Raw genomic sequence first — 22,507 nt, forward strand, 5'->3', positions numbered from 1 at the left:
GCAGTTCGAAAGCCTTGCCGCATGAACCGGTTGGCGAGGCGTCTACGCTTCGTTTTGTCTCCAGACAGAATTTGCGACAAAACCATTTATTTGACCGCGAAGCTTGAGCCGTCGCAAGTGCGGTTTCTAAAACTGAAGCTCGCTTTGGTCTGAAACGCGACGCATAGCTTTGATTTGGCGCAGCTTGTCGCGTTTTTGCGGAGTACCCGGCGCAAAATCCTTGGCCTCCTTTCCCTCGATCTGAACATAGTCGGATCTAATGACTTGTTGCCGCCGCTTTGCGATCGTGATGTCTTTTACGAAGGCCGCCGACAGATGGACCGTATAAACGATATCCTCCTTTCGACGTCGATCGATGCCGTCATGGACCTCCTCGACGTCATAGACATCGATGACACCGGCGGCTTTAAGTGCGTCGATTGCACCTGTGATCTTGCGGAGTTCGTCGCGCTTTCTGGATCTCGGCGCCAAACCGCAACCTCGATAGAGGTCTGACGCCGTCAGGACTTGAAGATGCGCCTCCTGACCACCAAAGAACACGTTATGACTAAGACGCTTGTAGAGCCACCGCGGGACTGGGCCCTTGAGGCCCATAATGGTGTCGTAGTCTAGTTGCACGAACTCCAGGTGCTTGATTGCGTTCGTAAGGAGCGCGTTGAACTGTACCGTCGTCTCGCTGAATTCGCGGCCGCGCTCTCTAAATGCGAGCTGAGGAAAGGCAGACGCACTGATGACGGTCACGGCTGATCCGGTAGAGGACGTGTGGTCTCGGTCAACGCGCATAATCTCGACCGTCGAGAGGTGGAGGATTTGGAGCGCCTCTCTGACCTCGCTCCAAGAATAGCGATGACCTGTCCTCGCGAGCTCCGCAGTGATCTCATTGATCGAGAACGACATCCACAGGTCACGGTTTTCCAACCGTAGCCGTCCGGTCTCTTGAGCTAGACGGCGCACGACCTCTTCTACGAGCTGTTCGCGTTCACCAGGATATTCCTCGGTCTCCTGGCCAGCACGCTTCAGGCGCGCCGGCTTAATCTGGAGCTTATAGAACTTCCCGCAGTGCTCGAACTCACGTTCGACGATCTTGAGGTATTTTCCAGCCTCACGGTCGTTTGCAGTGGTGTAGAAAACCCCTCGGGGGGCGACATCCCAGAGATCAATGGTGTTCGTGCGCTGCGGATCCTGATTTTCAAACTGAAGCAACTGGGAAGGGGTCCCCGTTGTCATTGGCGCAACCACTACATTCGAGATCATTAATCCCTCCTAGGACTTGTCACGCTGAATTACTCTTGGCGAGCTGTCAAAGGGAGGGCAGCAGGTTATCCTCTTTTTTGCCATCGAAGGGCGCTTTCGCGCGACGAGCGCTAGGTTTTCGCTGCGGAACCTTAAGGTATTCGGCGCGGATCTCAGCCCTACGGAGGAACATCCCGAGATCGCGGGCTCGGAACAACCAAAACGAATCCTAGGTATTTGTCGCGGATCGCACTCCGGTCCCGGTAGGCGTTCCCTAGTCAGAGGCCGATTCGATCCAGAAGCGTGTCTAAAACCGCGATAGTTGGATCCGCGTGCAAAACCAAGAAGCAGAACTAAGCCGAAACACTCGGAATATAAAATACGCGTCGCCTAGCTTGCCAAAGGATACTGGGCGATCCGCCAAAGCGCGCGGGAAACCTAGAACCTCTGCGCGGAAAACCTTGAGGCCGCGGGATGATTCTATCGAGGTTTAACGCGCGCATCAGCCAGCCGCGTCAAAAACCTCCAAGCTCCGCAGAGATTTCCTACAACGAGCGCGCCTAATCCCTTGAGCGCTAGCGCGAATGGCCTCGCATGAGGGGCTATTTGCCTTGACCTGCAGCAGCCATTCCTAAAGTTGGGTGTAGTAGTCTTACGGGAGCCAGCGGCGAGTTTTCCAAAGCATTCTTAGCCCGTTTAGGAATCAATCTTGCATTTCGACTCCACGCATCGGGGGGAATCGGGCAGCGTCGAGTCATTACAGGAAATGGAGCCGATCCATGTCTGATCATCTCAATCGACAGCGGGTTCACCGTCATCGGCAGACTCGGCGAGCAAAGGGGCTCAAAGAGGCTACGGTGTGGGTCGATGAGGCTGTGACTTCCGCGATCGACCGTGCGGTTGAAGGTGGGCTGTACCCGTCGCGCCAAGCCGCAATGTCTGCTGCAATCCAGCAAGCCTTTAACAAGAAGGATACGCCGATACCGACGTAACCAGGCAAAACAAAAGGCCCCGAAGTTTGGCGACTTCGAGGCCTTTGGAACCCACAAAGGGGTGAATAAGGGCGTGTGACAACCCCCTTATGCCACCCTGACAAGCTGAGTGTCAAGAACATCGGTTTCGGTGAATGCTTTCGCTTGTGCTCATCAGGAGGCTGAGATGCAATCGGCATCGTCAGGAAATCTACGCATCGATGCGCTGGGGCGGGAACACGGTCACGACGTTATCGTGGCAGGGGTTCAAAGCAGAGGTGCATCGCTTGGCCCGGCCTTTCGCGAGTCAGAAGGTTTCGTGCGTCTTCTGAAAGGCATTCACGGGCAAAATTCGGCATGCCGGGAAAAGCAAACTTCAAATCAGTCAGTATTCTGTACGGCATTTCTGCCGACAACTGGTTCTGCTGGGAATGTTTCGAGACTTTCCGGCAAATTTATTGCCCCCACAATTGATTTGTGGAGCAAGCCTAAAGGTTCGGCTCGAGTCGGTCGGCCGAGTCGGACCGGTCTACAAGACAGGAGCAATGCCGCGACAGTGACCTAGAAAAAGCAACGGCCCCCGAAGCGGGAACTTCGGAGGCCAGTAATTCGATAGAGACCCTTCGGTCCACTCACAGCCCGAAGAGTCTCACACACCGAATCCGGTGTCAACGGAGAAGTGCCACTTCTTCGAATGCTGGGATTTTGCTTCTTCACGCAAAGACCAACTGGCTTTTGCGAACGGACACGTGCGGCCCAACAAAGGGCCTAAACAATGATATTTACGATACCCCACCCTCAAGCTGGATGGGGGGCAGTATGAGCCCTCATCGATCGACAACCCCCTTTGGACCGCGACCGCTATCTCTGGCCATGGTGGCAGCGCGGGCGATTGCCGAGACAGCTCCACCGGAGACCATCGCCGAGAAATGGAAGATCCTGGACAATCTTCGGGAAGCGAAGAACATGATCGGCATTTCCGACCGGGCTCTCAGTGTTCTCAACGCGCTCCTGACCTTCCACCAGGATACGACGCTGACGCTCGGATCCGATCTCATCGTATTCCCATCAAACCAGGCCCTGATGCTTCGCTCGAATGGGATGTCGCCCTCGACGCTGCGGCGGCACCTGGCGGCCTTGGTGGAGACAGGCCTCCTCATCCGGCGCGATAGCCCGAACGGGAAGCGCTACGCCCGGAGAGGGGAGGGCGGTCAGATTCAGCAGGCCTTTGGCTTCGATCTCAGCCCTCTCGTCGCACGAGCCGGCGAGTTCGAGCATCTCGCCCGGCAAGTACGCGCCGAGCGGAAGGCCCGCTATCTCCTCCGCGAGGAAATCAGCATTCTGCGCCGGGACATCTGGAAAACGATTGCTGTCGCGACGGACGAAAATCTCGAAGGCCCTTGGGCCGAGCTTGCGGATCGGTATCGCTCCTGCGGAGACATGCCCGCTCGTAATGCGGACACGATTCTTCTGGAAGCGATGGCGGCCGAGTTACGGACTCTCTGGCAGGATGTGGATAAATGCCTCAGAGAACAGGTTAAACCTGATAATATGAGCGCCACTGAGTCCCAATCTGAGCGCCATTATCAGAATTCAAACCCAAACCCCTTTTTAGATTCTGAGCAAAGCCTTCGAGGAAGGCTGGAAGAAGCCTCGGCTCCAGAACTCGAATCGAAGCGACCGCCAGTCAGGACTTTTCCCCTGAGCTTGGTACTTCAGGCCTGTCCCGACATCGCGATGTACACCAAGGGCGGGGCAGGGATCTCGACTTGGCGTGATCTTATCGTTGCGGCTGGCGTGGTCCGACCCGTCTTGGGCATCAGTCCAAGCGCTTGGACTGATGCGTGCGAAGTCATGGGCGAAGAGCAGGCTGCCATCGTCTTGGCGGCCATCCTGCAGCGCGACGAGATGATCCGAAGCGCCGGCGCCTATCTGCGAAATCTCACGGAGCGAGCCCGGGAAGGCCAGTTCTCGGTCGGGCCGATGGTCATGGCCCTGCTGCGGGCTGCCGTGGGCGGCGAGAGGAAATCGGCATAGAGGCAAGGGATCATGATTGGGAGAAAGCGGTTACGCGGACTGAGTTTGGCCACCGGGCAAAGGATCTTACGGCTCCGGAGCGGTTGGTACACGCACATGCAGCCCTACAAGAAACTCTAACGTGGTTCATGAAGGCATGAACCACTATGAGGAGCCCCAATGTCGCGAACCCCGACCCGGCTGGAGAGCAGCCCGCGTACCGCCTTGGTCCAGCGGAAGGGCTGGGACCATCCGCCAGATCGCATGCAGAATGACGGCGAGCTTGCGGGCCAGGGCGACACGGCCTTGTTGAACCCACCTCGCTGCGCAGCCGCACCGCCCAGGCCTTAAGCGGCGACCAGCGCCGGACCCGAGTGGGCAAGACACGGTCCGCCTCGAATAGGCAGGATCTCACCAACGGGCGTTGTCACATTAACTGGTATTGGAGCACTGAGGCAAACCCAGTCGCCTGGCGGCTTCACGCGGCAACGCCGGCTGCAGACTTCCATGCCGCCATGGCATTGAGGCGATGAAGGTGGGTAGCAAGGGCAGAACGGCGAGAATGGGGCGGAACGAAGAGATTGCGGACAGCCGAGGAGATGCTGACGAACCTCTGCAGGCTTCCTGGCGATCGAAAGCCCTGCATTGCTTGCTCTCGCCGGCGCAGCGGCAGATGCGAATTCTCTGCCCGGTTATTCGGGCCTTTGTACGAGCGGTGCTCAACCGCCGGCATGATCTGGCGTCGCGCGGCTGCGTAGGCGCCGAGCTTGTCGGTGATCATCCGACGGGGCAGGCAGCCTTGCTTCTTCGGCAGCCGATTTGTTGTCCCTGCTGCTTATTTTCGCTTCTATCATCCAGCACGCCACTGTCATTCCGAAAGGTCTTGAGCATTGAGCGGATGGAGGTCGCGGACCATCTGGTGCAGGCGGGAGGTATCCAGATGGGTGTAGATCTGAGTGGTCTCGATGCCAGCATGCCCCAGCAGCTCCTGCAGCACGCGCAAGTCCGTGCCGCCTGAGTGCATGTGAGTGGCAAAGGCATGGCGCAGCACATGTGGCGACACCCGCTCGGGGCTGGCAAGGCCTGCCGCGGCGGCGGCTTCCTTGATCTCGAGCAGAGCCGCCTGACGGGTCAGAGCCTTGGTACCGTTGCGCACCGAGTGGAACAGCCAGGGGGAGGGCGCTCCTCCGGAGTAGGCGCGGGCCAGTCGCTGCCAGTGGGCGAGAGCCTCAATCGCCCGGTTGTGGAGGGGCACGAGTCGCTGCTTGTCGCCCTTGCCACGCACCAGTAGCATCCGGGTGCCAGGCGGAGCCACATCGGAGGGTAGGGACAGCGCCTCGCTGATGCGCATGCCCGAGGCATAGAGCGTCTCGAACACCGCCGCCCGGCGGGCATAGCCAGCTTGGCGGTAAAGGCCGACTGAAGGATCGGCCGCGAGCGCATGAGCCGTCTCCAGTAGAGACTCCGTCTCGGCAACCGAGAGCACGAAAGGCAGCTTTCTGGGTCGGCGCATGGTCGACAAGGTGGCGGTGGGATCGCGCGAGCCGAGCTCCTCGGCCATCAGGAAGCGGTGCAGGCCGCGCACGACTGTGATGCGCCGGGCGATGGTCGATCCGGCGTATCCGCGCTGATCGAGATCGGCGATGTAATCCCGGACCTGGTCCAAGCCAACATCCTCGAGCCCAAGGCTGTTCTCGTCGAGCCAAGCGAGGTAGCAGTTGAGGTCATCGGTGTAGGTGTCGATGGTGCCGACTGCGGCCCCGAGTTCGGTGCTAAGGGCGTCGAGCCATAATTGAGCCAGCCGTCGGTTGGAACGCATGAGATCCTCCTGGTCGGAAGGATCCTCGCATACCAGCGGTTACCGACTTCTTGTCAAAAGCCCTGTTATGCGAATTGTTATCTGATATGGGTGGATTCTATTCTTAAATGCGAATTATGTTACAAACAGAGGCATCCAAGTCACCATCATCCGCAGGCGGTCGAGACGACGTCTTGTGCTGACGCAGGGCTATGCCGCCTCGATAGCGCCAACCTCACGCCCCTTACGACCTTCCACGATGGAAACGAGAACAGGTTGTCCCTCTGTCAGGGCACCAAGACCCGCCCGCTCGACCGCTGAGATGTGAAGGAAAAGATCCTTGCTTTCGCCCTCGACGGACACAAAGCCATATCCCTTCACCGGATCGAACCACTTGACCGTGCCTGCGATGGTCGGAGGGCCGCTCACAGGCCGGACCTCAGTTTCCCTGGGCCCCCGCCTTGGCGCGCCTTGCCGCGGGTAACCATCGGATTGCCCCTGTCTGGCCGGAAATGCACGTCGCGGCGGTTCAGGGGTGGCGGTGCTGGCGTCGACGCTAAGGACCTCGTTGACCTGCTGGCCTTTTTGCCCTGGCCCAACCTTCACCATCAGGGTTGTGCCGGGCTCTAAAGCCGTGTGGCCAGCAGCCTCGACCTGCCTGATATGCAGGAAGGCCTCGCCCGAGCCATCGGTCAGCTCGACGAAGCCAAAGCCTTTCTCGGGATTGAACCATTTGACCCGAGCCTCGGCCTCGCTCCCGGACGCCGGGGAGGATCCCTGCTGGCGCGCTGGTCGCTCATGCGGTGGCTGGGGTGCATAGTCGCCCCAAGGATCTGCAGGTTGAGCGCCGAACTGACGTCGACGATCACGGTGATCGTTACCCCGGCCCATCAGGAGTGCCTTCTAACAAATTTCATATAAGGATTATGCGTAACGCGCTCGGTATTTCACCGCAAGCAGGGACTGTTGTTCGCGCGATCGATAGGTCTCTCACCCCGGATCTCCTCAAAGATGTCTCTATCGATATACCGGTAGCAATGCTGCCCTTGCCATTCCGCCGATCTATCCGCGTCATCAGCGCAGGCCGCCTGAACTTGGAAGCTGCCGCAAGTTCGGTTAGACGTCCCCTCCATTCATCCGCACAGCTCCCTGAAAACGGCTGAGACGACGCCTTTGGCGAGCCTCGTCCCATTGGAAGCTCATCGCGATCATTAAGGAAATTTTGATGCCGGGCATCGCGCGTCAATTCGAGCCGCAAATCACCCGCAGTGGCGGTGTCCCCTCAAAGTATCGCTTCACGGTGCGATGCTCCACTTGCGCCACGACGGATACCCATGAAGCCGGCAAGCCTGTCAGCGATGCCGAGCTCAGACGCTACTTTGATGGGCGCGGTTGGATTCTGGGGCGAAGGCGCTCGGATGATCTGTGCTCGGCCTGTCTGGAGACATCCGGCAACACCCAGCCACTCCGGTCGCGCAACGAACCTCGCCGCCACGAGTTCGTCTCGCCGATGAAGCAGGCGGACCGCACCCCCGCCCCGGCGGACAAGCGCCATCGGGAGACCGCCGACATCCTGACCCGGCACCTGGGCAAGCCTGAAGCCTTGGCCGCGGAGGTCTTCCGGCCCAAGGACTTGCAGTCCTCTCGAACGGCCGATCCGGAGGCTTCGCGGCCACCGGCGTCTGCTCCAGCGCTGTCACCTGAGGGGGAGCAGGCTCTGGTTGGGATGGCCGCGGATCTCAAAAGCCTTCGATCGACCATGGAAGCGATTGCAGAGCAGGTGAGCAGGTTGGTTGCCATCGGAGGTCAGCAGATTGAGGCCATCGCCCGGGTGGCGCCTGTGATGATCCAGGCCGTGGACGGGATCACCGGCGGCCTGAGGAATGTCGTCAGCCCTGTCCACGCCATCCCGGATCGGCCAACCGCAGCTGAGCGGCAGCTTCCTCTGGAGGAAGGACTCGGCAACGCACAGAAGCAAGAGGCCCGCTCAGAACCAGAGCGTGTCCAGGGGGAGGAAGCGTCAGAGCCGGCCCAGCGGGTCCGGCGCCGCCAGAAGTCCGAGGACAGTGCTCATCGCAAGTCTCCCGGTCAGGTTTCGGTGAAGTCCATCCCAGACGCCAAGCGGCCGGACCGGTTCTACACCTCCATTCGGCTCCCCAGGGAGTTGTGGGACGGCGCAGGATTTGCAACAGAAGACCGTATTCAGATCGACTGGACGAGAAAGACCCTGTCCGTCACGCGGGTCGCCGACGGGGGTGTGAAGCCCAAAACCATCGGCGATGCCGTCGTGGTTCTGCAGTCGTGGCGGCTGGGGGATATCAACTTCGACCGGGCGAAGATTACGAGGGGCGACGCCTCTCTGCGTCTCACCGTAAAGCCATAGTCCTATTCCCGATCAGAGCATCGCAGCGTCGACAAGCACGGTCAGCTGATCGACTTCATGCTGACCGACCGCCGTAACACCCGAGCGGCCTGTCGCTTCCTGCGCAAAGCTTTGAAGACAATGAATGACTATCCGCCCTCTTCAATCACGACCGACAAGCTGGCCTCGTACCCGAAGGCGATCCAGCGCGAAGGGCTACGGTCGAAAGATGTCGAGCATCGGACCTCGAAATATCTCAATAATATTATCGAGGCGGATCATGGCGCTCTCAACTGCGTGATCCGACCGACGCGCGGCTTCCAGAGGATGAAAACAGCCGACGCGACGATCAAAGGCTTCGAGGTCATGCGGATGATCCGGCGTGGCCACTGCATCCTCACACCGCCAGGAGCGACAGGCGAAATCCGTCTCGTCAATCAGCTCTTCGGTCTTGCTGCCTGAGGGGCTCTTCCAGTCGGGTTTGTCGTGCCCTCTCCAAATTACTGCAACGGAGCCGTCCTTAGGGGCCCTCGGCGCCCTTGACTTGGCCTTGACCTGGCATCGAGGCGGTGCCCGCGTTTGCGGTAACGGCAGGGTCATCCCGCGGCGGCGTCCCGCAGGCGGCTGCTGGCGACACCCGCACCGGCCGTGGTCGCGTCGAGCGCAGCGCCGAGCGTTTGGACAGCGACCGTTGCGTCGGCGAAATCGATGCCATTCGCAGCGAAGGCGGCGACCATCCGCTTGATCGCCTGGCGCTGCACCACGCTCGGATTCATCGGCTTGACCGTGAACTTGAACCGCACGACAAGCGCATTGTCGGTGATGTCAACCAACCCCTGCATCTTCAAGGGCTCCAGGAAATCGTCCTGGACCTCGGGATCGTTCAGCAGGTCCTGGCCGACCGCTTTCACCGTCTTGCGCAGCTTCTCGAGATCGGTTTTGCGAGTGAAGCGGAGGTTGAACTTCACCGTCGTCCAGTCACGGCTGAAATTGGTGATCTGGCCAAGCTGACCGAACGGGATCGTGTGCAACTGGCCATTCTGGTGCCTGAGCTTGATGGAACGCAGCGTGAAGCCCTCGACAGTGCCCTTGGCGCGGCCGCAATCGATATATTCCCCGACCCTGAAAGCGTCGTCGGCGAGATAGAAGATGCCCGAGACGATGTCGCGGACCAGCGTCTGGCTGCCGAATGAGATCGCGAGGCCGAACACCGAAACGCCGGCAATCAGCGGCGTGATGTTGACGCCAAGTCCGGATAGCACGATGAGAAGCGCAATCACCAGGATCGCGATGGCGGCCACGATGCGTAGCAGCGGTATCAAGGTCGCGAGCCGCGAGCTGCCGCCGGCTTGCTGCTCCTCGCCGCCGTTGGCTTTGCCTGTGCCACTGGAATTTACAGCGATATAGCGCGCTGTCGCGAACTTGACCGCTTCCCAGGCAATGAAGGCGGTGAACAGCGTCAGCCCAGCCGTGAGCGAGGAGCCGGTGAGCCTTGCCCAGTCCCTGGCATCGACGAGGGCGAACACATCGACGATCCAGACCTGAGTGACCAGCACGACCGCGCCGATCAGGGCGGCGACCGTGAGGCAGCGCGCGACGAGATCGCCGAGGCGCGGTCCCGGCGACGTGCGCGGCAGAGCAGCAGTATCGCCGCGTCCCTCGCCCAGCGTGGTCCGCAGCACGAAGACGATGACTGTTTGGAGGAAGATCAGCGCGATGATGATGCTGAGCGTCAGAATGAGCGCCGTCGGAACGGTGTAGCGTGCCATGATTGCGCCGTAGGTCCCGGTCACCGCGACGACCACGAAGAAGAGCACCGCAAGGTAGTGCCAGTACTGTGCGAGGATCCGACCAATCGAATAGCCGGTTGGTCGCGCGAGGGTCGAAAACCAGCCTCTTACGGCGTCGCGTGAGGCGATGGTGACCGCGATGAAGATCGCCAGGAGGACGAGATGGGCGGCAACTTGGCCGGCCGCGATTGCCTCCGGGGGCGAGTGAATGGCGACCAGCACCCGGGTCAGGCTTCTGGCCGCAACGATGGCGAGGACCACCGCGAGGATGCGCCGATAGAGGGCGCGAGCGTCCGCATCGGCCATCACGGCGAGTCTCGCGCCCGGCAGATCGGGGCGCAGTACCAAGCGGAACGCCAACATGTAGAGACGCCAGGACAGGATCCCCGCCAGCACCAGCGTCGCGAGCCGGGACTGCGCATCTGCGCCGGAAAACCATAAGCCGATGGCGCCGTAACCGATCAACCAGACCATCCCGACCGCTAGGCCGTCGATGACGGCAAGGCCGATGAGGCTGCCGAGGCCGGCTCTGTCGAGGCCAGCGGCGACGTGAGCCGCGAGCTTGCGTCGAACGGCAAGGAACGCGTTGCGAAACAGGGCTTCCGCCGCGAGGGCAGCGGCGATGGTCGTGCTCAGGAGCGCAACGAACGCACCGACCCCGCGGCCGGCGTCACCCTGGTCGAGGAGGCTAGGGATGCGGGCAACTTCACGAATGTAGTCCGGGTAGGCACGGAGAACCGAACCGGCGCGAGTCTTGAAGGCCGCGACAGCGGAGCCGAAATCCTCTTCTGCGTCCGCCACGGGAGGCGCCGGGATGCCGTCGTGCGGCTCTCCCTTGCCGTCCTGCTTAAGCTTTGCGACGACGGTGGCGCTGATCGCGTCGACGAGCCTGTCGAATTGCTCTTGGGTCCATCCGGCGGGCGGCTGTGGCACCGGCGGAGGGACGCCCTGTCGCGGATCGGATTGCGCGACAGCGGTTGAGACCCAGACGACGAACAGGGCAAAACCCCCGAGCCGGGATAGACGGATACCCATCGACGCCTCCGATCCCTTGGCGCAGGGGCTCTGTTGCAGGGCACCCGACGCAATTCAGGGCCGATTGTTCAATTGCCAGGGCGGGATCGAACTGCGGTCTCGATCTGCTGCACCACCGCTTCCATACTAAACTTACCACCCTTCCGCATGGGCGGGAACACGATGAAGTTCGGGGCGACCTTGGCGATTTCCGGCTGCACGGGGACAAAGCGCCATAACTTGCACCGGCCACGCTGAAACCAGCCCAGACGAGGGGCGTTGAGAGCGCGCTCCCGAGATTGTGGACTCGCCCCGCAGAGTGCCGTTCCGGCTCAGGAAGGGAACCATCCCCTTCCTTATTCGTCACGGCGGAGGTCCGCGTCGGGTCACGTCAGGAAACCGCCAACCCTTCAGGGGCGTACGGTGTTTGCTGGTTGAGCAGACATTCGATGTACTCCAGCTCAGTGTCAGAACCGGACGCCACCAACGATTGCAACACGCCTCGCACCAACTTTGGTCAACAAAAGGCGGGACGTGGGATTGCACACGCCCCGCTCGATTGACGCCGCCGCAACTAGCCGCCACCGCCCTTAATGCGCGGCGGGTTCTTCAGATCCAGCGCGGGGACGGGGTTGTCCGGGTTCTGGAGATTGGGCCGCCAGTCGTTCGAGGCGCCGCCCGGCACCCGCTTGATGTTCGGAAACTCGACAAGCGACTTGTTGAACTCCATCACGGCCGGGAAGATCAGCGCCAGCACCCAGCCGTTGTCCTGTCCCGCATACCTGCCCGGCGAGGACTGGGGCAGCCGGGCCGCCACCGCTCCGTTGAAGACCATGTCGTATTTCTCGAACGGATCCATGGTGCGGTTGTAGGCCGCGCCAATCGCGCCCAGGTTCTGCTCCGGCCCGAGCCAGGTGTCCTTGGCCGTCCAGAGGTATTTCCAAGCGATGTTGAGATCGGGATTGTTCGGGTCGCCGGCGACGTCCACGCGCGCTCCCATGAAGTTTTCTCCGTCGACGTAGATCCACGACCTCCGGGCGGAGTGGCGGGCCTGGCCGAGGATGTAGGCGCTGTTGTCGATGCTGTCGAAGTAGATCGGCTTGCCGTCATCACCTGTCCATGCGCCGTGCGGTGGCGGGGTGATCCCGGCCATCGCGGCCAGCGTCGACCAGCAGTCGATGTGCGACATCATCTCGTCGTACTTTGCGCCGGCCGGGCTTCTTCAGCAGACGCTTCAACAGGCGCTTGGCCGCCTTGGCATTGCGGCGGGTCTGGACAATCTCGTCCAGCACGTGTCCGTCCTGGTCCACAGCCCGCCACAACCTCGGCGCCTTGCGCTTGAGGCGGCGGGCGTGGTCCGGTCCAAACTTTAGAGCCCACCGACGGACAGTCTCGTAGGAGACGAGAATGCCCCGCTCGAGCAGCATCTCCTCAACCAGCCGCAGGCTCAAGGGGAACTTGAAATAGAGCCATACCGCATGGGCGATGATCTCAGGTGGAAAGCGATGGCGTTTGTAGCTGACGGACTTGATCATGCCGGTCCATCCGCACGCCTCGCTCCTATACTCGGGTTAATGTGACAACACCGGCGGCGGACCGAGGCGGTGCGCCGGTCGCGTAAGTTCGCTCCGTCGGCCGTCAGCGCACGGGCTCAGACACCGGATCGAGCGGCGCGATGGGGCGGCGGATCTTCGTATAGGGAATCTTCGCCGGATCCGGAGGATAGGGTCCGCCGCAATTCACGTAGATGATCTCCCGAGCGATCGGCGCGAAGCCCGCATGGAAGTGACTGGCGGACTTCACGACCACAATCTTCTGCCTTTCGAGATCGATCCCGAGATTGCGGAACACGTCCGGATGAAAGGTCTGCGCGCGCTTCGATGCAACTACGACGAACAATTCGCCAATGCGCACGGCCGCCGCTGCCCCCAGGGAGACGAGGCTTTTCTCGAAGGGAATCACGAGGTCGCGGGTCACGGCGATGACGTCGACCTCGGCATCCACCGGAGGCCCAGAACTCGGCGCCACCTTCCCGCCAATGCGAAGCGCCAGCCGTGCGCCGGGTCCCGCTGCGTGACAGAACTGGACAGCCACGGGATCCCATAGGGCCCCGGCCGCCGCTGGGACCGTAGGGTACTTCAGGAGTTCATGGATGAGGAAGGTGCTGTCTCCCGCAACCCCTCCGCCCGGATTGTCCCAGCGGTCGGCCAGCACCACCGGACCGCCCTCAACGGCCAGCGCAGCCTTCACGGCTTCGGCGGGTGAAGGCATCGGCGGCAGGCGATTGCCGCCAAACCCGAGCACGTCCTTGGCCAGGGTACGAGCGAGCGCCTCGCCCCGCTCGGGCGCTGCGTCGGACACCACGACGATCTTGGTCCCCACGTCGTAGACGTCCGCGGCCGGAAAGCCGTGAACGACGGAAATGCTGAGGATCCCGTCCCGGCCTTCCAGGGTCTTGATCCGGTCGACCAGTGAACGCCCCGGCTCGCGGCTCGTGATGAAGTTGGCGATGGCGCGACAATCGACCACCGAGATCACCGGCTTGATCTCCCCCCGCGCCGTCCGTAGGGCGAAATCAACCAGATCCTCCGCGCGCTCCAGGAAATCCGTATGCGGCACTTCCTTGAAGGTGACAATGATCGTGGAGGCGGCCACCATGGCGTCACTGAGATGGCAATGGGGATCTAGCTCGATGCCGATCACCGCGTCTGGCCCGACGATGGCGCGGGCGCGGGTGAGAAGGTCGCCCTCACAGTCGTCGTAACCGTCTGCCACCATAGCGCCGTGCAATCCGAACAGAGCAACGTCCACCGGCGTACAGGCTCGAAGCTGGTCGAGAATCTCGTCCCGGAGGCTTTCATAGGCGTCGCGACTTACGAGGCCTGCAGGCTCGGCCCAGGTTGCCGTTCCCTCGACCAGTAAGAACCCCTCCTCGCGAGCCCTTCGGCGAGCCGCCACGAAGGGAGCCGAGCAGAGCGTCGGCGTCTCGGGATGCTGGCCCGGCGGGGCATAGAACGCATCCTCGAAGGCTGCGCGGTCGGTGGGAATCGGAGAGAACGTGTTAGTTTCCGTCGCAAGGGAGGCCACGAAGACCTTCATGGGCGGTCTTTCCGGAATGAGCCTGCTTCACCTCGATGCGGCTGGAGGCGCAGGTCGGCAAGGCTGTCCTTCACCTCCCGCAGCCGGGCAAGCATGGGTTCACCGAAGCTCAAGGCCAGGGCAGTGGCGATCACGTCGATCAGCACCGCGTGGGCGACGCGAGAGGTCATCGGTGCATAGACCTCCGTGTTCTCCTGGGCATCCACGGCGAGCAGGACATCGGCCGCGTTCGCAAGAGTCGTCTCCGGGCGTGTCACGGCGATAACCGTCGCTCCGGCCTGCCGTGCCATCTGAGCCATTTTCACCGTGTCGCTCACCTCGCCGGTGTGGGAAAAACACAGGGCTACGTCGCCGGGACGCAGAGTGGCGGCCGCCATGCGCTGCAGATGTGTGTCGCCATAGGTCACGACCGGAATGCCGAGACGCATGAGCTTATGCTGAGCCTCGATGGCCAGGATGCTCGCTGCGCCCGTGCCGAAGCAATCGATGCGGCGGGCCTCGTGCAGTATGCCGACGACGCGCCTGAGCGCCTCCCGGTCGATGGATTGACGGACGGAACTCAGGACATAGACGCTCGAGTCGAAGATCTTCGTGACAATGGTGTCGAGCTCATCGTCCGGAGCGACCTCGCTATGCAGATACGGCGTGCCGGAGACGATGCTCTGCCCCGTGAGAAGCTTCAGCTCCGGATAACGTTGGAGGCCAAGCGCGCGGACGAAGCGCAGCACCGTCGGCTGGCTGACGCCGACCGTTTCGGCGAGGGTCGCAATCGACATTCGGATGATCTGCTCGGGATGATCGAGCACGAAATCCGCCACACGCCGTTCAGACGGAGAAAGATGTGCCCGCTGGGCCGCCAGCTTCTCGAGAAACCGGTTCGAATCCGATTGGGAATCTGTGGCGGTCTCCGGCATCATCGGGACTCCCTTCTCCGCGCGCAACATCGTCACGACGCGGCAATTTCTAGGATTGCTTCCACTTCGACGCAAGATCCGAGCGGGAGCGTCGCCACACCGATGGTTGTGCGCGAATGGCGTCCCCTCTCACCCAAAATCTCGACGATGGCATCGGAGGCACCGTTCATCACCGCTGCGAGATCGGTGCAATCGGGCTCGGCGTTGACGAAGCCGCCGAGCCTGACACATTCCTTGATCGCATCCAGGGACCCAAGGGCAAGGCGGGCGTGACCGAGAACATGCATGAGGCACAGGCGGGCGGCCGCATATCCATCTTCCGCCGACACCGTGCTTCCGATCTTCCCGACATAACGCGGCGGAATCTTGCCGTCGGGCCCGAAGCAGAGCTGGCCGGAAACATACAACAGATTTCCGGTCCGTTTCGTGTGGATGTAGTTTTTCACCGACTCTGTCACCGCCGGAAGTTCGATCTTCAGTTCCTTCAATTTTTGTTCTGTTTTATCAGTCATTTAAGTTTCCATAATAGGGCGTCGACACCGGATGGATATTGGCGATAATTACTCACATTCGGTGCTGACTTGAAGGAACGCGGAGCCTTTCTCGGGGTTGACTCACCGAGTTTTGTAATTAATCTACACGTGCCCGGGACGAGGCGCAATGCGTCCTGGACTGGAATTGCCCAGCCGCGAGATTTCAAGCCATGCCCCAGATTGTTCGCGATCCCACCACCGGGCTCGACCGGCTGGTGCTGTCCCGTCTGCCGACACCTCTCGATCCGGCCCCGAAGCTGGCCTCCGCCCTCGGGGTGGCACGATTGTCGGTAAAGCGAGAGGACCTGTCGGGCTATGCCTTGGGCGGCAACAAGCTGCGCCAGCTCGATTTCATCCTTGCCGAGGCGCTGGCGGCAGGAGCGGATATCCTCGTCACGACAGCGGGCAGCCAATCCAACTTCTGCCGCTCCCTTGCGGGGGCTGCTGCAAGACTAGGTCTGGGCTGTCACCTGCATCTGCGCGCTGCTACCGGCACCGCACTGGTGGGCAACCTCCTGCTCGACGAGATTCTGGGTGCCGCCATCACATTCACCCAAGCCACCGATCCCTGGGATCCGCAAATCACGCAGGAACTTGCGGATATCGCTGACAACTACGAGCGGCAGGGCAGGAAGCCCTTCATCGTGCAGCTCACAGGTGTCAGTGCCGCCACCGCTGTCGCCGGGTGGATGTCCGGCGCGGCGGAACTCCTGCGAGATGCCGAAGCCGGCCCCGGCATTCCCGACGTGGTGATCTCCGTTTGCGGTTCGGGGCTGTCTCTCGCCGGCCTCGCTCTCGGCTTCAAGCATCTCTCCTGCCCGGCCCGTCTGGTGGGCATCAGCGCCCAGCAGCCCGCCGCCCGTCTGAAAGCGTGGATCGTCACCGCAGCCGACGAGGCCGCAACGCGGCTGGGCCTTTCCTGCAGGCTGACGGCCGAGGATTTCGATATCGTGGATAGCGAGATCGGCCCCGGCTACGGCAAGCCATCGGCGGCCAGCATCTCGGCAGTCCGGCTCGCGGGTCGCACGGAGGGCTTGCTGCTCGATCCGATCTACACGGGTAAGGGGCTCGCAGGCCTTCAGGCCGCCCTGCGAGCCGGCCTGGTGCGGCCAGAGCATTCCGTCATCTTTGTTCATTCCGGAGGCACACCCGGCTTGTTCGCCCACGCCGAGGCCTTCGGGACGGACCGGGCCGCATGACGACGCAACCGGGGCCAGCGCGGCTCGACATTCCTCTCGACCGTCCTGGGCGCACTGTCGGAGCCCTGCGGCTGCCCTGGTCCCATGACCGGTCGGCCTACGGCCAGATCGTTGTTCCGGTCATCGTGGTCAAAAACGGAGACGGACCGACAGCGCTCCTCTCCGCCGGGATTCACGGCGACGAGTATGAAGGCCAGATCGTGCTCGGCAGCCTTGCCCGCACCCTTCGGCCTGAGGCCATCTGTGGGCGTGTCATCATCCTGCCCTGCGCGCATCCGGCAGCCTCATTGGCGGGGCGGCGCACGTCCCCATTCGACGGAGGCAATCTCGCACGGCTTTTTCCTGGCGATGCCCACGGTGGCCCGACCAGCCAGCTTGCCGAGGGCATCAGCCGTTTGCTGCTGGCGGAGACGGACTTCCTCGTCGATTTTCACAGCGGGGGAAGCACTCTTGACTATCTGCCTTGTGCCTTCGGACGTCTCCCGTCAGAGGCCGCGCTCGCGGATCGTGTCCTGGACCTTATGATCGCGTTCGGTGCTCCCGTGACGGCGGTCGTCCGCAGGCCCGAAGCCCGTGGCACCCTGGTGGCCGAAGCCCTGGAGCAGGGCGTGGTAGCCATGGCAACCGAACTAGCTGGCGGAGGGGGCGTAACGAGAGAAACGGTCGCCCTTGCCGAACAGGGGCTTTCACGAGTTCTCGCCCATATGGGGATTCTTCCCGCTAACGGTCCACCACCGCAGACGCGGCTTCTCGCCATCGAGGCGGAGCATTTCGTGCGCTCGCCGGGGCGCGGCTTGTTTGAGCCAATGTTTACGCTGGGCCAGAACGTCGATGCCGGCGAAGCGGCGGGCCGGCTGTCCAACCCCGAGCGGCCGGGCAGCCCGGCCGAGGAAATTGCCTTTACCGCTGGCGGTACGGTGATCTGCCGACGCGTGCCCGCAATGGTGGAACCTGGCGACGTCCTCGTCCATCTGGGCCAGGACGTCGACCGGGCTACGCTTCTCAGCCGATGAGCTTCTGAACGCGGGTGGTCAGGTCGTCCATGGCCCGCTGCGGATTCTTCATGCCCAGCACCGCGGCCTCGGCCTCTTCTTTGAAGAAATCGGCAGCCCGCGCTGCATTATCGAAGGCGGGCAGCGGGACACGCGAGACCTTCAAGACCTTCCGCTCGGCTTCGGAATAGGGCAACTCTGCTTTGATGCGCGGATCGTCGTAGGTGGAGCTGCGTACGGGCCCGTTGCCGTTGAGAGCAGCTGCCAGCGCTGCCTCCTTGGAGGACATGGCCTTGATGAAGCTCCAGGCCAAATCCTTGTTCTTGGAATTCTTCGGGATCGCCATGCTCCAGAATTCGACCTTGGTGGGCGCAACCTCGTATTTGCCCTTCAGTTCTGCCGCCACGGGGAAGTAGGTCGTCTTGATCTTGCCCGCGACCTGCGACTTGGCCGGGTCGTTGTAGAGCCCGTATCGGCTCATGGAGCTGGCGGCCATAGCGGCGCGGCCATTCTGCATCCAGGTGTTGGCGTCTTCCGCCTTCATGCCGGTCAGGTTCTTCGGAATGGCCCCAGCCGTATAGAGGTCGCGGATCATCGTCAGCGCGGCCACCATCGCCGGAGAATTCGCTACGACCTTCATGTCCGGTGTGATGAAGTCGGCATCCCAGGCCCTCGCGAGGGCGATGACCTCCGGATAGGCGACCCCGGGGAGGATCATGCCGACCACCGGCGTTCCATCGGCCCGCGTATAGGTACATTTCTTGGCGACCTCGACGAACTCCTCGATTGTCTGCGGAGGGCCTTTGATGCCGCGCTCGGCAAAGATCTCCTCGTTGTAGTGCAGACCCGTCGAAGCATGGCGGAAGGGCATAGCGAACAGCCTGTTGTCCAGGGTTACGCCCTTCACCAAGCCCGGAAAAACATCGCCCAAGTCCGGGATCGGATCTTTCGCCATATACGTGTCGAGCGGCTCGAACATGGAAGCGACCCGAGGCGTCGCGTAGGTGTTCAAGATGAAGGCCACATCCACGGTCGATTCCCCAAGGGACGCTTCACGGAAGAGCCGGTCGTGGAGGGGACCCGTCTCGAAAGTCACCCAGTTGACCGTTGCGTCGGTGGCCTTCGTGAAACCCTGCGTGACATCACCGCCCTTGGTGCCGTTGGACACGTTCTGCAACACCCGGTGGGCGAATACATTGATTTGCTTGCCCTGGGCGTTCGCCATATTTCCGAATGCCGGCAACGTAGCGGCCGCTAGGCCTCCCGCCAGAATATCTCGCCTCGTTACGACCATGATGCTTTCCTCCCAATCCGGGATTGCATGGGCAGCCTGCCGTGGCCCCATCATTTGCTGCGCCCGCCGGATCGAGCCGGACGCATGCCGGCCATCGTCGCCTGTCCGATGACCTTTGTAGAATAGTTACGAGGAAAGTCGAATTTCAAGAGAAAACTTGACTTTCGGCAGCTGGCAATTTTATTTTTACTACATCTGATCGCACTGCGGTCTCTCCTGCGAATGGATGCCCTCGGCTATGGTCCTTCAGCACATCACGACCGACGATCCGGCGAAGGCGTGACGATGGAGTTGTCCCCCTCCATGAGAGATTCGACACGCCGCGTTCCGACTCCTTGGCCAGCGCTTGCCCTGATCTCGCCTGTTCATTTCCTGATCGGCGCGATCATCTTTGTGCCAGCCCTCTACGTGGCATGGCTCAGCCTGACGCAATCCTCCTTCGGGCAGCAACCCATCTTCGTCGGCTTCGAGAACTACGCCCAGGTACTCGGCGATCCCTACTTCTGGCGCGCTCTTGGCAATACCGTCCTGGTTGTTCTCATCGTCGTCCACCTGGAACTTCTGCTCGGCCTTGGAGTCGCGCTTCTGTTTGCCAGCGGGCTGCGGGCGACGCCGCTCCTGCTCGCAGCAGTTCTGGCGCCCTACGCGGTGAGTGAGGTGAGCGCCGTCGTCATGTGGCGCTACCTGTTCGACCTCGACATCGGATACGTCAGCCAAGCCCTCGCGTGGCTCGGTCTGCCTGGGCTGGAATGGGCGATCAATCCAACCCATGGGCTTATCCTCGTCGCTCTCCTGAGCATCTGGCTGCATCTGCCCTTCACTTTCGTGATCCTCTACGCGGCGCGGCTCGCCATCCCACGTGAGCTCTACGAGGCTGCCGAGGTGGACGGCGCCACGCCGCTCCAGCAGTTCCGGCGCGTGACCCTTCCCCTGCTCATGCCGGCGATCCTGATTGCCGTCCTGTTCCGCTACATCTTCGCCTTCCGGCTGTTCTCGGAGGTCTGGCTTCTCACGGGAGGAGGCCCGGCGCGGCAGACGGAGGTGCTCGCAGTCTATCTCTACCTCGAAGCCTTCCGTTACAACGCCTTCGGTGAAGCGGCTGCGACCGGTTGGCTCCTGGTGCTCGCATCCCTCATTCTCGCGCTGTGGTACCTGCGCCGGATCTACAAGGACATGTTTGCGACCTATGCGTCCTAGATCGTTCCTTCGCAGCTTTTTGAAGATCGTAGCGGTGGCGGTAGTTCTCGCTTGGTCTCTCGCGCCGATCCTTCTGATCTTCATGTCGTCGTTCAAGGCCGACCGGGACATTTTCGCCGTGCCGCCCCGGCTCGGCTTCAGCCCGACCCTGGACAACTACGTGGCGCTCGTCACCCGTTGGGGCGACTTTTTCAGCGGACTCCTCAATAGCCTCATTGTAACGGTGGGCGCCACTGTCCTTGCCGTGCTTACAAGCGCCATGGCGGGCTATGCCTATTCCCGCTTCCGCCACCGAATTCTGGCCGGCAGCGCCTTTTTCCTCATCTTCATCCGGCTCATCCCGCCGATCGTCATCACGCTACCGCTCTTTCCAGCCGTCAACGCCGTTGGTCTCAGTGATACGCACCTGATCCTGATCGTGCTCTATGCCACCTTCTTCGTGTCGCTCGGCACATTGGTCATGCGCACCTTCATCGACCAGATTCCTAAGGAGGTCGACGAGGCAGCCCATATCGACGGCGCAACCCGCGGGCAGATCCTGCGCAAGATCATCCTCCCTTTGTCCGCGCAGGGCATGGTGGCGGTGGCCGTCTTTGTGATTGTCTATGCATGGAACGAGTTTCTCTTCGCCTTCATCTTCACCACGACGCGCGCGAAGACTGCGCCGCTGGTGATATCCGAAATGATCGGCGCTGTGGAAGGCGTGGAATGGGGCGTGCTCTTCGCCGCTTCGACGGTGCAGCTCCTGCCCGTCCTACTCTTCGTCGTGCTTGCCCAGAAACACCTCGTCGCGGGCCTTACCGCCGGTGCCACGAAGGGTTGATGAATGCCCGGAAGGGATCATGATCTCAGGAGACATCAGACATGCTAGGCCACCATCGAACGGCGCAGCCGCCTGCGACCTGGACAGATCCGGCTTTGAGCCGCTTCGATCCCCTGTCGCGCATCATCTGCCTTGATGATTTCGACCGAGGCTTTTGTGGCTGGACCCAACTCGTCGGCAATTACGAGGGCAACCTCGATTCCATGCTGCCCGGCTACGCCCAACACACCTCTCCCATGTTGTCCAGCCTAGCCCATTGGGACGCGGGCTCCCACAATTCCATGGGTGGCAACTATGCCCTTAAGATCGCCACACGGCCGCGCCGAGGGGCGCAGAACGTCGCCATCAAGCGGCTCACGTTTCGCGAAGCCGGGCCGATCCGCATGGAGGCCTATGTGACCTTCAAGCCCGAGGCGACGGAACTGAAATTATCCGAAAGCGACATCCGGTCCTTCGGTTTTCTGTTCGACCTCCAGGTAGGCGATCGCCAAGGCGCTGGCGGCCAGCGGGTGATGCCTCATATGCGCTTCCTGAACGCCCGTGACGGGGAGCATGTGCAGCGGTGGCAGTTCAAGCGGCGTTCCGTTCCGATCATTCCGCTCGGCACCGAAAACAAGACGATCAGCCACTACCATCTCGCCCCTGAGGATTGGGAGGACCTGCCCGGCGGCGATCAGCGGCTCTGCTACAATGAAATCCCCACCAAGGTGAACTGGCACTATATCCGGTTCGACTTTGACCTCGCCTCGATGACCTGCACGGGATTCCGCTGCAACGATCGGGAATTCGATGTTTCAGGCTTCGACTCCCTGCGCCTTCCGGCCATGAAGAACCTCTGGTGCATGCTCAATCTCGCATTCTTTGCCGAGACCGACACCGACAAGCGCGCATTTCTCTATCTCGATTCCGTCTGCCTCTCGGGAGATTTCTGATGCGCACCAGCACGAGCGCGATCATCGCACGTAACGAAACATGGACCGGCGAGGCGGCAACCGAACCCTATGAGGCGGGCTGGGCGAAGGAAGCGATCATTTTCGTGCGCTCCCTCAAGACACCGTCGGGACCGCAGGTCCGTGCGCGAGTGGAGATTTCTCCGGACGGCATGAACTGGGCTCCGGAAGGTGCGGAAATTCCCCTTCCGGACAAAAAGGACGCTGTGACCTTTGCGCGCGTCTCCCATTTCGGCACATGGCTTCGCCTTGCCGCCACCCTGCCCGAAGACAGCGCCAACACCGTTCTCGTCACCATTCACCTGAAGAGCTGAAGGTCCCA

18 protein-coding genes and 3 pseudogenes are annotated in these 22,507 nt (G+C 61.6%); 10 read left to right on the top strand and 11 right to left on the bottom strand.

The genetic code is table 11. The features are described from left to right. Positions 1-126 precede the first annotated feature (126 nt). Positions 127-1,254, bottom strand: coding sequence for a hypothetical protein (locus AB4Y97_RS11935; protein ID WP_441999262.1), 1,128 nt, complete (start codon positions 1,252-1,254; stop codon positions 127-129). A 758-nt stretch (positions 1,255-2,012) separates the two neighbouring features. On the opposite strand from AB4Y97_RS11935, the gene AB4Y97_RS11940 reads away from it, so the two are divergent. Both AB4Y97_RS11940 and repC read left to right on the top strand, forming a co-directional pair. Further along, entirely contained in the window at positions 2,013-2,225 is a 213-nt protein-coding gene (locus AB4Y97_RS11940) for an antitoxin MazE-like protein (RefSeq protein WP_441999263.1), read from the top strand. A 798-nt stretch (positions 2,226-3,023) separates the two neighbouring features. Next, a complete protein-coding gene (gene repC / locus AB4Y97_RS11945; protein ID WP_441999264.1) occupies positions 3,024-4,241 on the top strand; it encodes a plasmid replication protein RepC in 1,218 nt (405 codons plus the stop codon). A gap of 457 nt (positions 4,242-4,698) precedes the next feature. Here repC and AB4Y97_RS11950 read toward each other — a convergent pair. The 3 genes and pseudogenes from AB4Y97_RS11950 to AB4Y97_RS11960 form a co-directional block, all read right to left on the bottom strand. Further along, positions 4,699-5,037 (bottom strand): annotated as a pseudogene (locus AB4Y97_RS11950) (DDE-type integrase/transposase/recombinase); the annotation flags it as partial. 51 nt (positions 5,038-5,088) lie between these two features. Continuing rightward, entirely contained in the window at positions 5,089-6,039 is a 951-nt protein-coding gene (locus AB4Y97_RS11955; protein WP_441999265.1) for a tyrosine recombinase, read from the bottom strand. A gap of 189 nt (positions 6,040-6,228) precedes the next feature. Next, a complete protein-coding gene (locus AB4Y97_RS11960) occupies positions 6,229-6,909 on the bottom strand; it encodes a cold-shock protein (RefSeq protein ID WP_441999266.1) in 681 nt (226 codons plus the stop codon). A gap of 334 nt (positions 6,910-7,243) precedes the next feature. Here AB4Y97_RS11960 and AB4Y97_RS11965 point away from each other — a divergent pair, with 334 nt between their 5' ends. After that, positions 7,244-8,401, top strand: coding sequence for a hypothetical protein (locus AB4Y97_RS11965; RefSeq protein WP_441999267.1), 1,158 nt, complete (start codon positions 7,244-7,246; stop codon positions 8,399-8,401). Between the two features lie 33 nt (positions 8,402-8,434). Further along, positions 8,435-8,842, top strand: a pseudogene (locus AB4Y97_RS11970) (IS6 family transposase); the annotation flags it as partial. Between the two features lie 134 nt (positions 8,843-8,976). On the opposite strand, the gene AB4Y97_RS11975 reads toward AB4Y97_RS11970, so the two are convergent. The 6 genes and pseudogenes from AB4Y97_RS11975 to AB4Y97_RS12000 all read right to left on the bottom strand — a co-directional run bounded on the left by AB4Y97_RS11975 (position 8,977) and on the right by AB4Y97_RS12000 (position 15,709). Then, a complete protein-coding gene (locus AB4Y97_RS11975; RefSeq protein WP_441999268.1) occupies positions 8,977-11,205 on the bottom strand; it encodes a mechanosensitive ion channel family protein in 2,229 nt (742 codons plus the stop codon). A gap of 553 nt (positions 11,206-11,758) precedes the next feature. Next, the gene (locus tag AB4Y97_RS11980; protein WP_441999269.1) at positions 11,759-12,376 is read right to left on the bottom strand and encodes a hypothetical protein; all 618 of its coding nucleotides are present in this window, start codon (positions 12,374-12,376) and stop codon (positions 11,759-11,761) included. A gap of 19 nt (positions 12,377-12,395) precedes the next feature. After that, positions 12,396-12,719, bottom strand: a pseudogene (locus tag AB4Y97_RS11985) (DDE-type integrase/transposase/recombinase); the annotation flags it as partial. A 103-nt stretch (positions 12,720-12,822) separates the two neighbouring features. Further along, on the bottom strand, positions 12,823-14,283 hold the full coding sequence (locus AB4Y97_RS11990; protein WP_441999270.1) for a M81 family metallopeptidase: 1,461 nt from the start codon (positions 14,281-14,283) through the stop codon (positions 12,823-12,825). Further along, positions 14,280-15,200: an SIS domain-containing protein gene (locus AB4Y97_RS11995; RefSeq protein ID WP_441999271.1), complete on the bottom strand. Its 921-nt coding sequence runs from the start codon at positions 15,198-15,200 to the stop codon at positions 14,280-14,282. Before AB4Y97_RS11995 ends, AB4Y97_RS11990 begins: the two co-directional genes overlap by 4 nt. 29 nt (positions 15,201-15,229) lie before the next feature. Beyond that, complete coding sequence (locus AB4Y97_RS12000) at positions 15,230-15,709, bottom strand: RidA family protein (RefSeq protein ID WP_441999272.1); 480 nt, start codon at positions 15,707-15,709, stop codon at positions 15,230-15,232. A 191-nt stretch (positions 15,710-15,900) separates the two neighbouring features. Between AB4Y97_RS12000 and AB4Y97_RS12005 the strand changes: the two genes are divergently transcribed. Both AB4Y97_RS12005 and AB4Y97_RS12010 read left to right on the top strand, forming a co-directional pair. Next, entirely contained in the window at positions 15,901-16,929 is a 1,029-nt protein-coding gene (locus tag AB4Y97_RS12005; RefSeq protein WP_441999273.1) for a 1-aminocyclopropane-1-carboxylate deaminase/D-cysteine desulfhydrase, read from the top strand. Further along, positions 16,926-17,942, top strand: coding sequence for a succinylglutamate desuccinylase/aspartoacylase family protein (locus tag AB4Y97_RS12010; protein ID WP_441999274.1), 1,017 nt, complete (start codon positions 16,926-16,928; stop codon positions 17,940-17,942). Before AB4Y97_RS12005 ends, AB4Y97_RS12010 begins: the two co-directional genes overlap by 4 nt. Here AB4Y97_RS12010 and AB4Y97_RS12015 read toward each other — a convergent pair. Next, positions 17,932-19,215: an ABC transporter substrate-binding protein gene (locus tag AB4Y97_RS12015; RefSeq protein WP_441999275.1), complete on the bottom strand. Its 1,284-nt coding sequence runs from the start codon at positions 19,213-19,215 to the stop codon at positions 17,932-17,934. The genes AB4Y97_RS12010 and AB4Y97_RS12015 overlap by 11 nt on opposite strands. A 303-nt stretch (positions 19,216-19,518) precedes the next feature. Here AB4Y97_RS12015 and AB4Y97_RS12020 point away from each other — a divergent pair, with 303 nt between their 5' ends. The 4 genes from AB4Y97_RS12020 to AB4Y97_RS12035 are packed head-to-tail and all read left to right on the top strand — an operon-like array spanning position 19,519 to position 22,499. Beyond that, a complete protein-coding gene (locus AB4Y97_RS12020) occupies positions 19,519-20,412 on the top strand; it encodes a carbohydrate ABC transporter permease (RefSeq protein WP_441999276.1) in 894 nt (297 codons plus the stop codon). 34 nt (positions 20,413-20,446) lie between these two features. Beyond that, complete coding sequence (locus AB4Y97_RS12025) at positions 20,447-21,235, top strand: carbohydrate ABC transporter permease (protein ID WP_441999277.1); 789 nt, start codon at positions 20,447-20,449, stop codon at positions 21,233-21,235. A 41-nt stretch (positions 21,236-21,276) separates the two neighbouring features. Beyond that, a complete protein-coding gene (locus AB4Y97_RS12030) occupies positions 21,277-22,167 on the top strand; it encodes a DUF6772 family protein (RefSeq protein ID WP_441999278.1) in 891 nt (296 codons plus the stop codon). Next, positions 22,167-22,499: a hypothetical protein gene (locus AB4Y97_RS12035; RefSeq protein ID WP_441999279.1), complete on the top strand. Its 333-nt coding sequence runs from the start codon at positions 22,167-22,169 to the stop codon at positions 22,497-22,499. The genes AB4Y97_RS12030 and AB4Y97_RS12035 overlap by 1 nt, the downstream gene beginning before the upstream one ends. Positions 22,500-22,507 lie beyond the last annotated feature (8 nt).

It is taken from the genome of Microvirga sp. 2TAF3, from assembly GCF_052114965.1.
GTDB lineage: Bacteria > Pseudomonadota > Alphaproteobacteria > Rhizobiales > Beijerinckiaceae > Microvirga.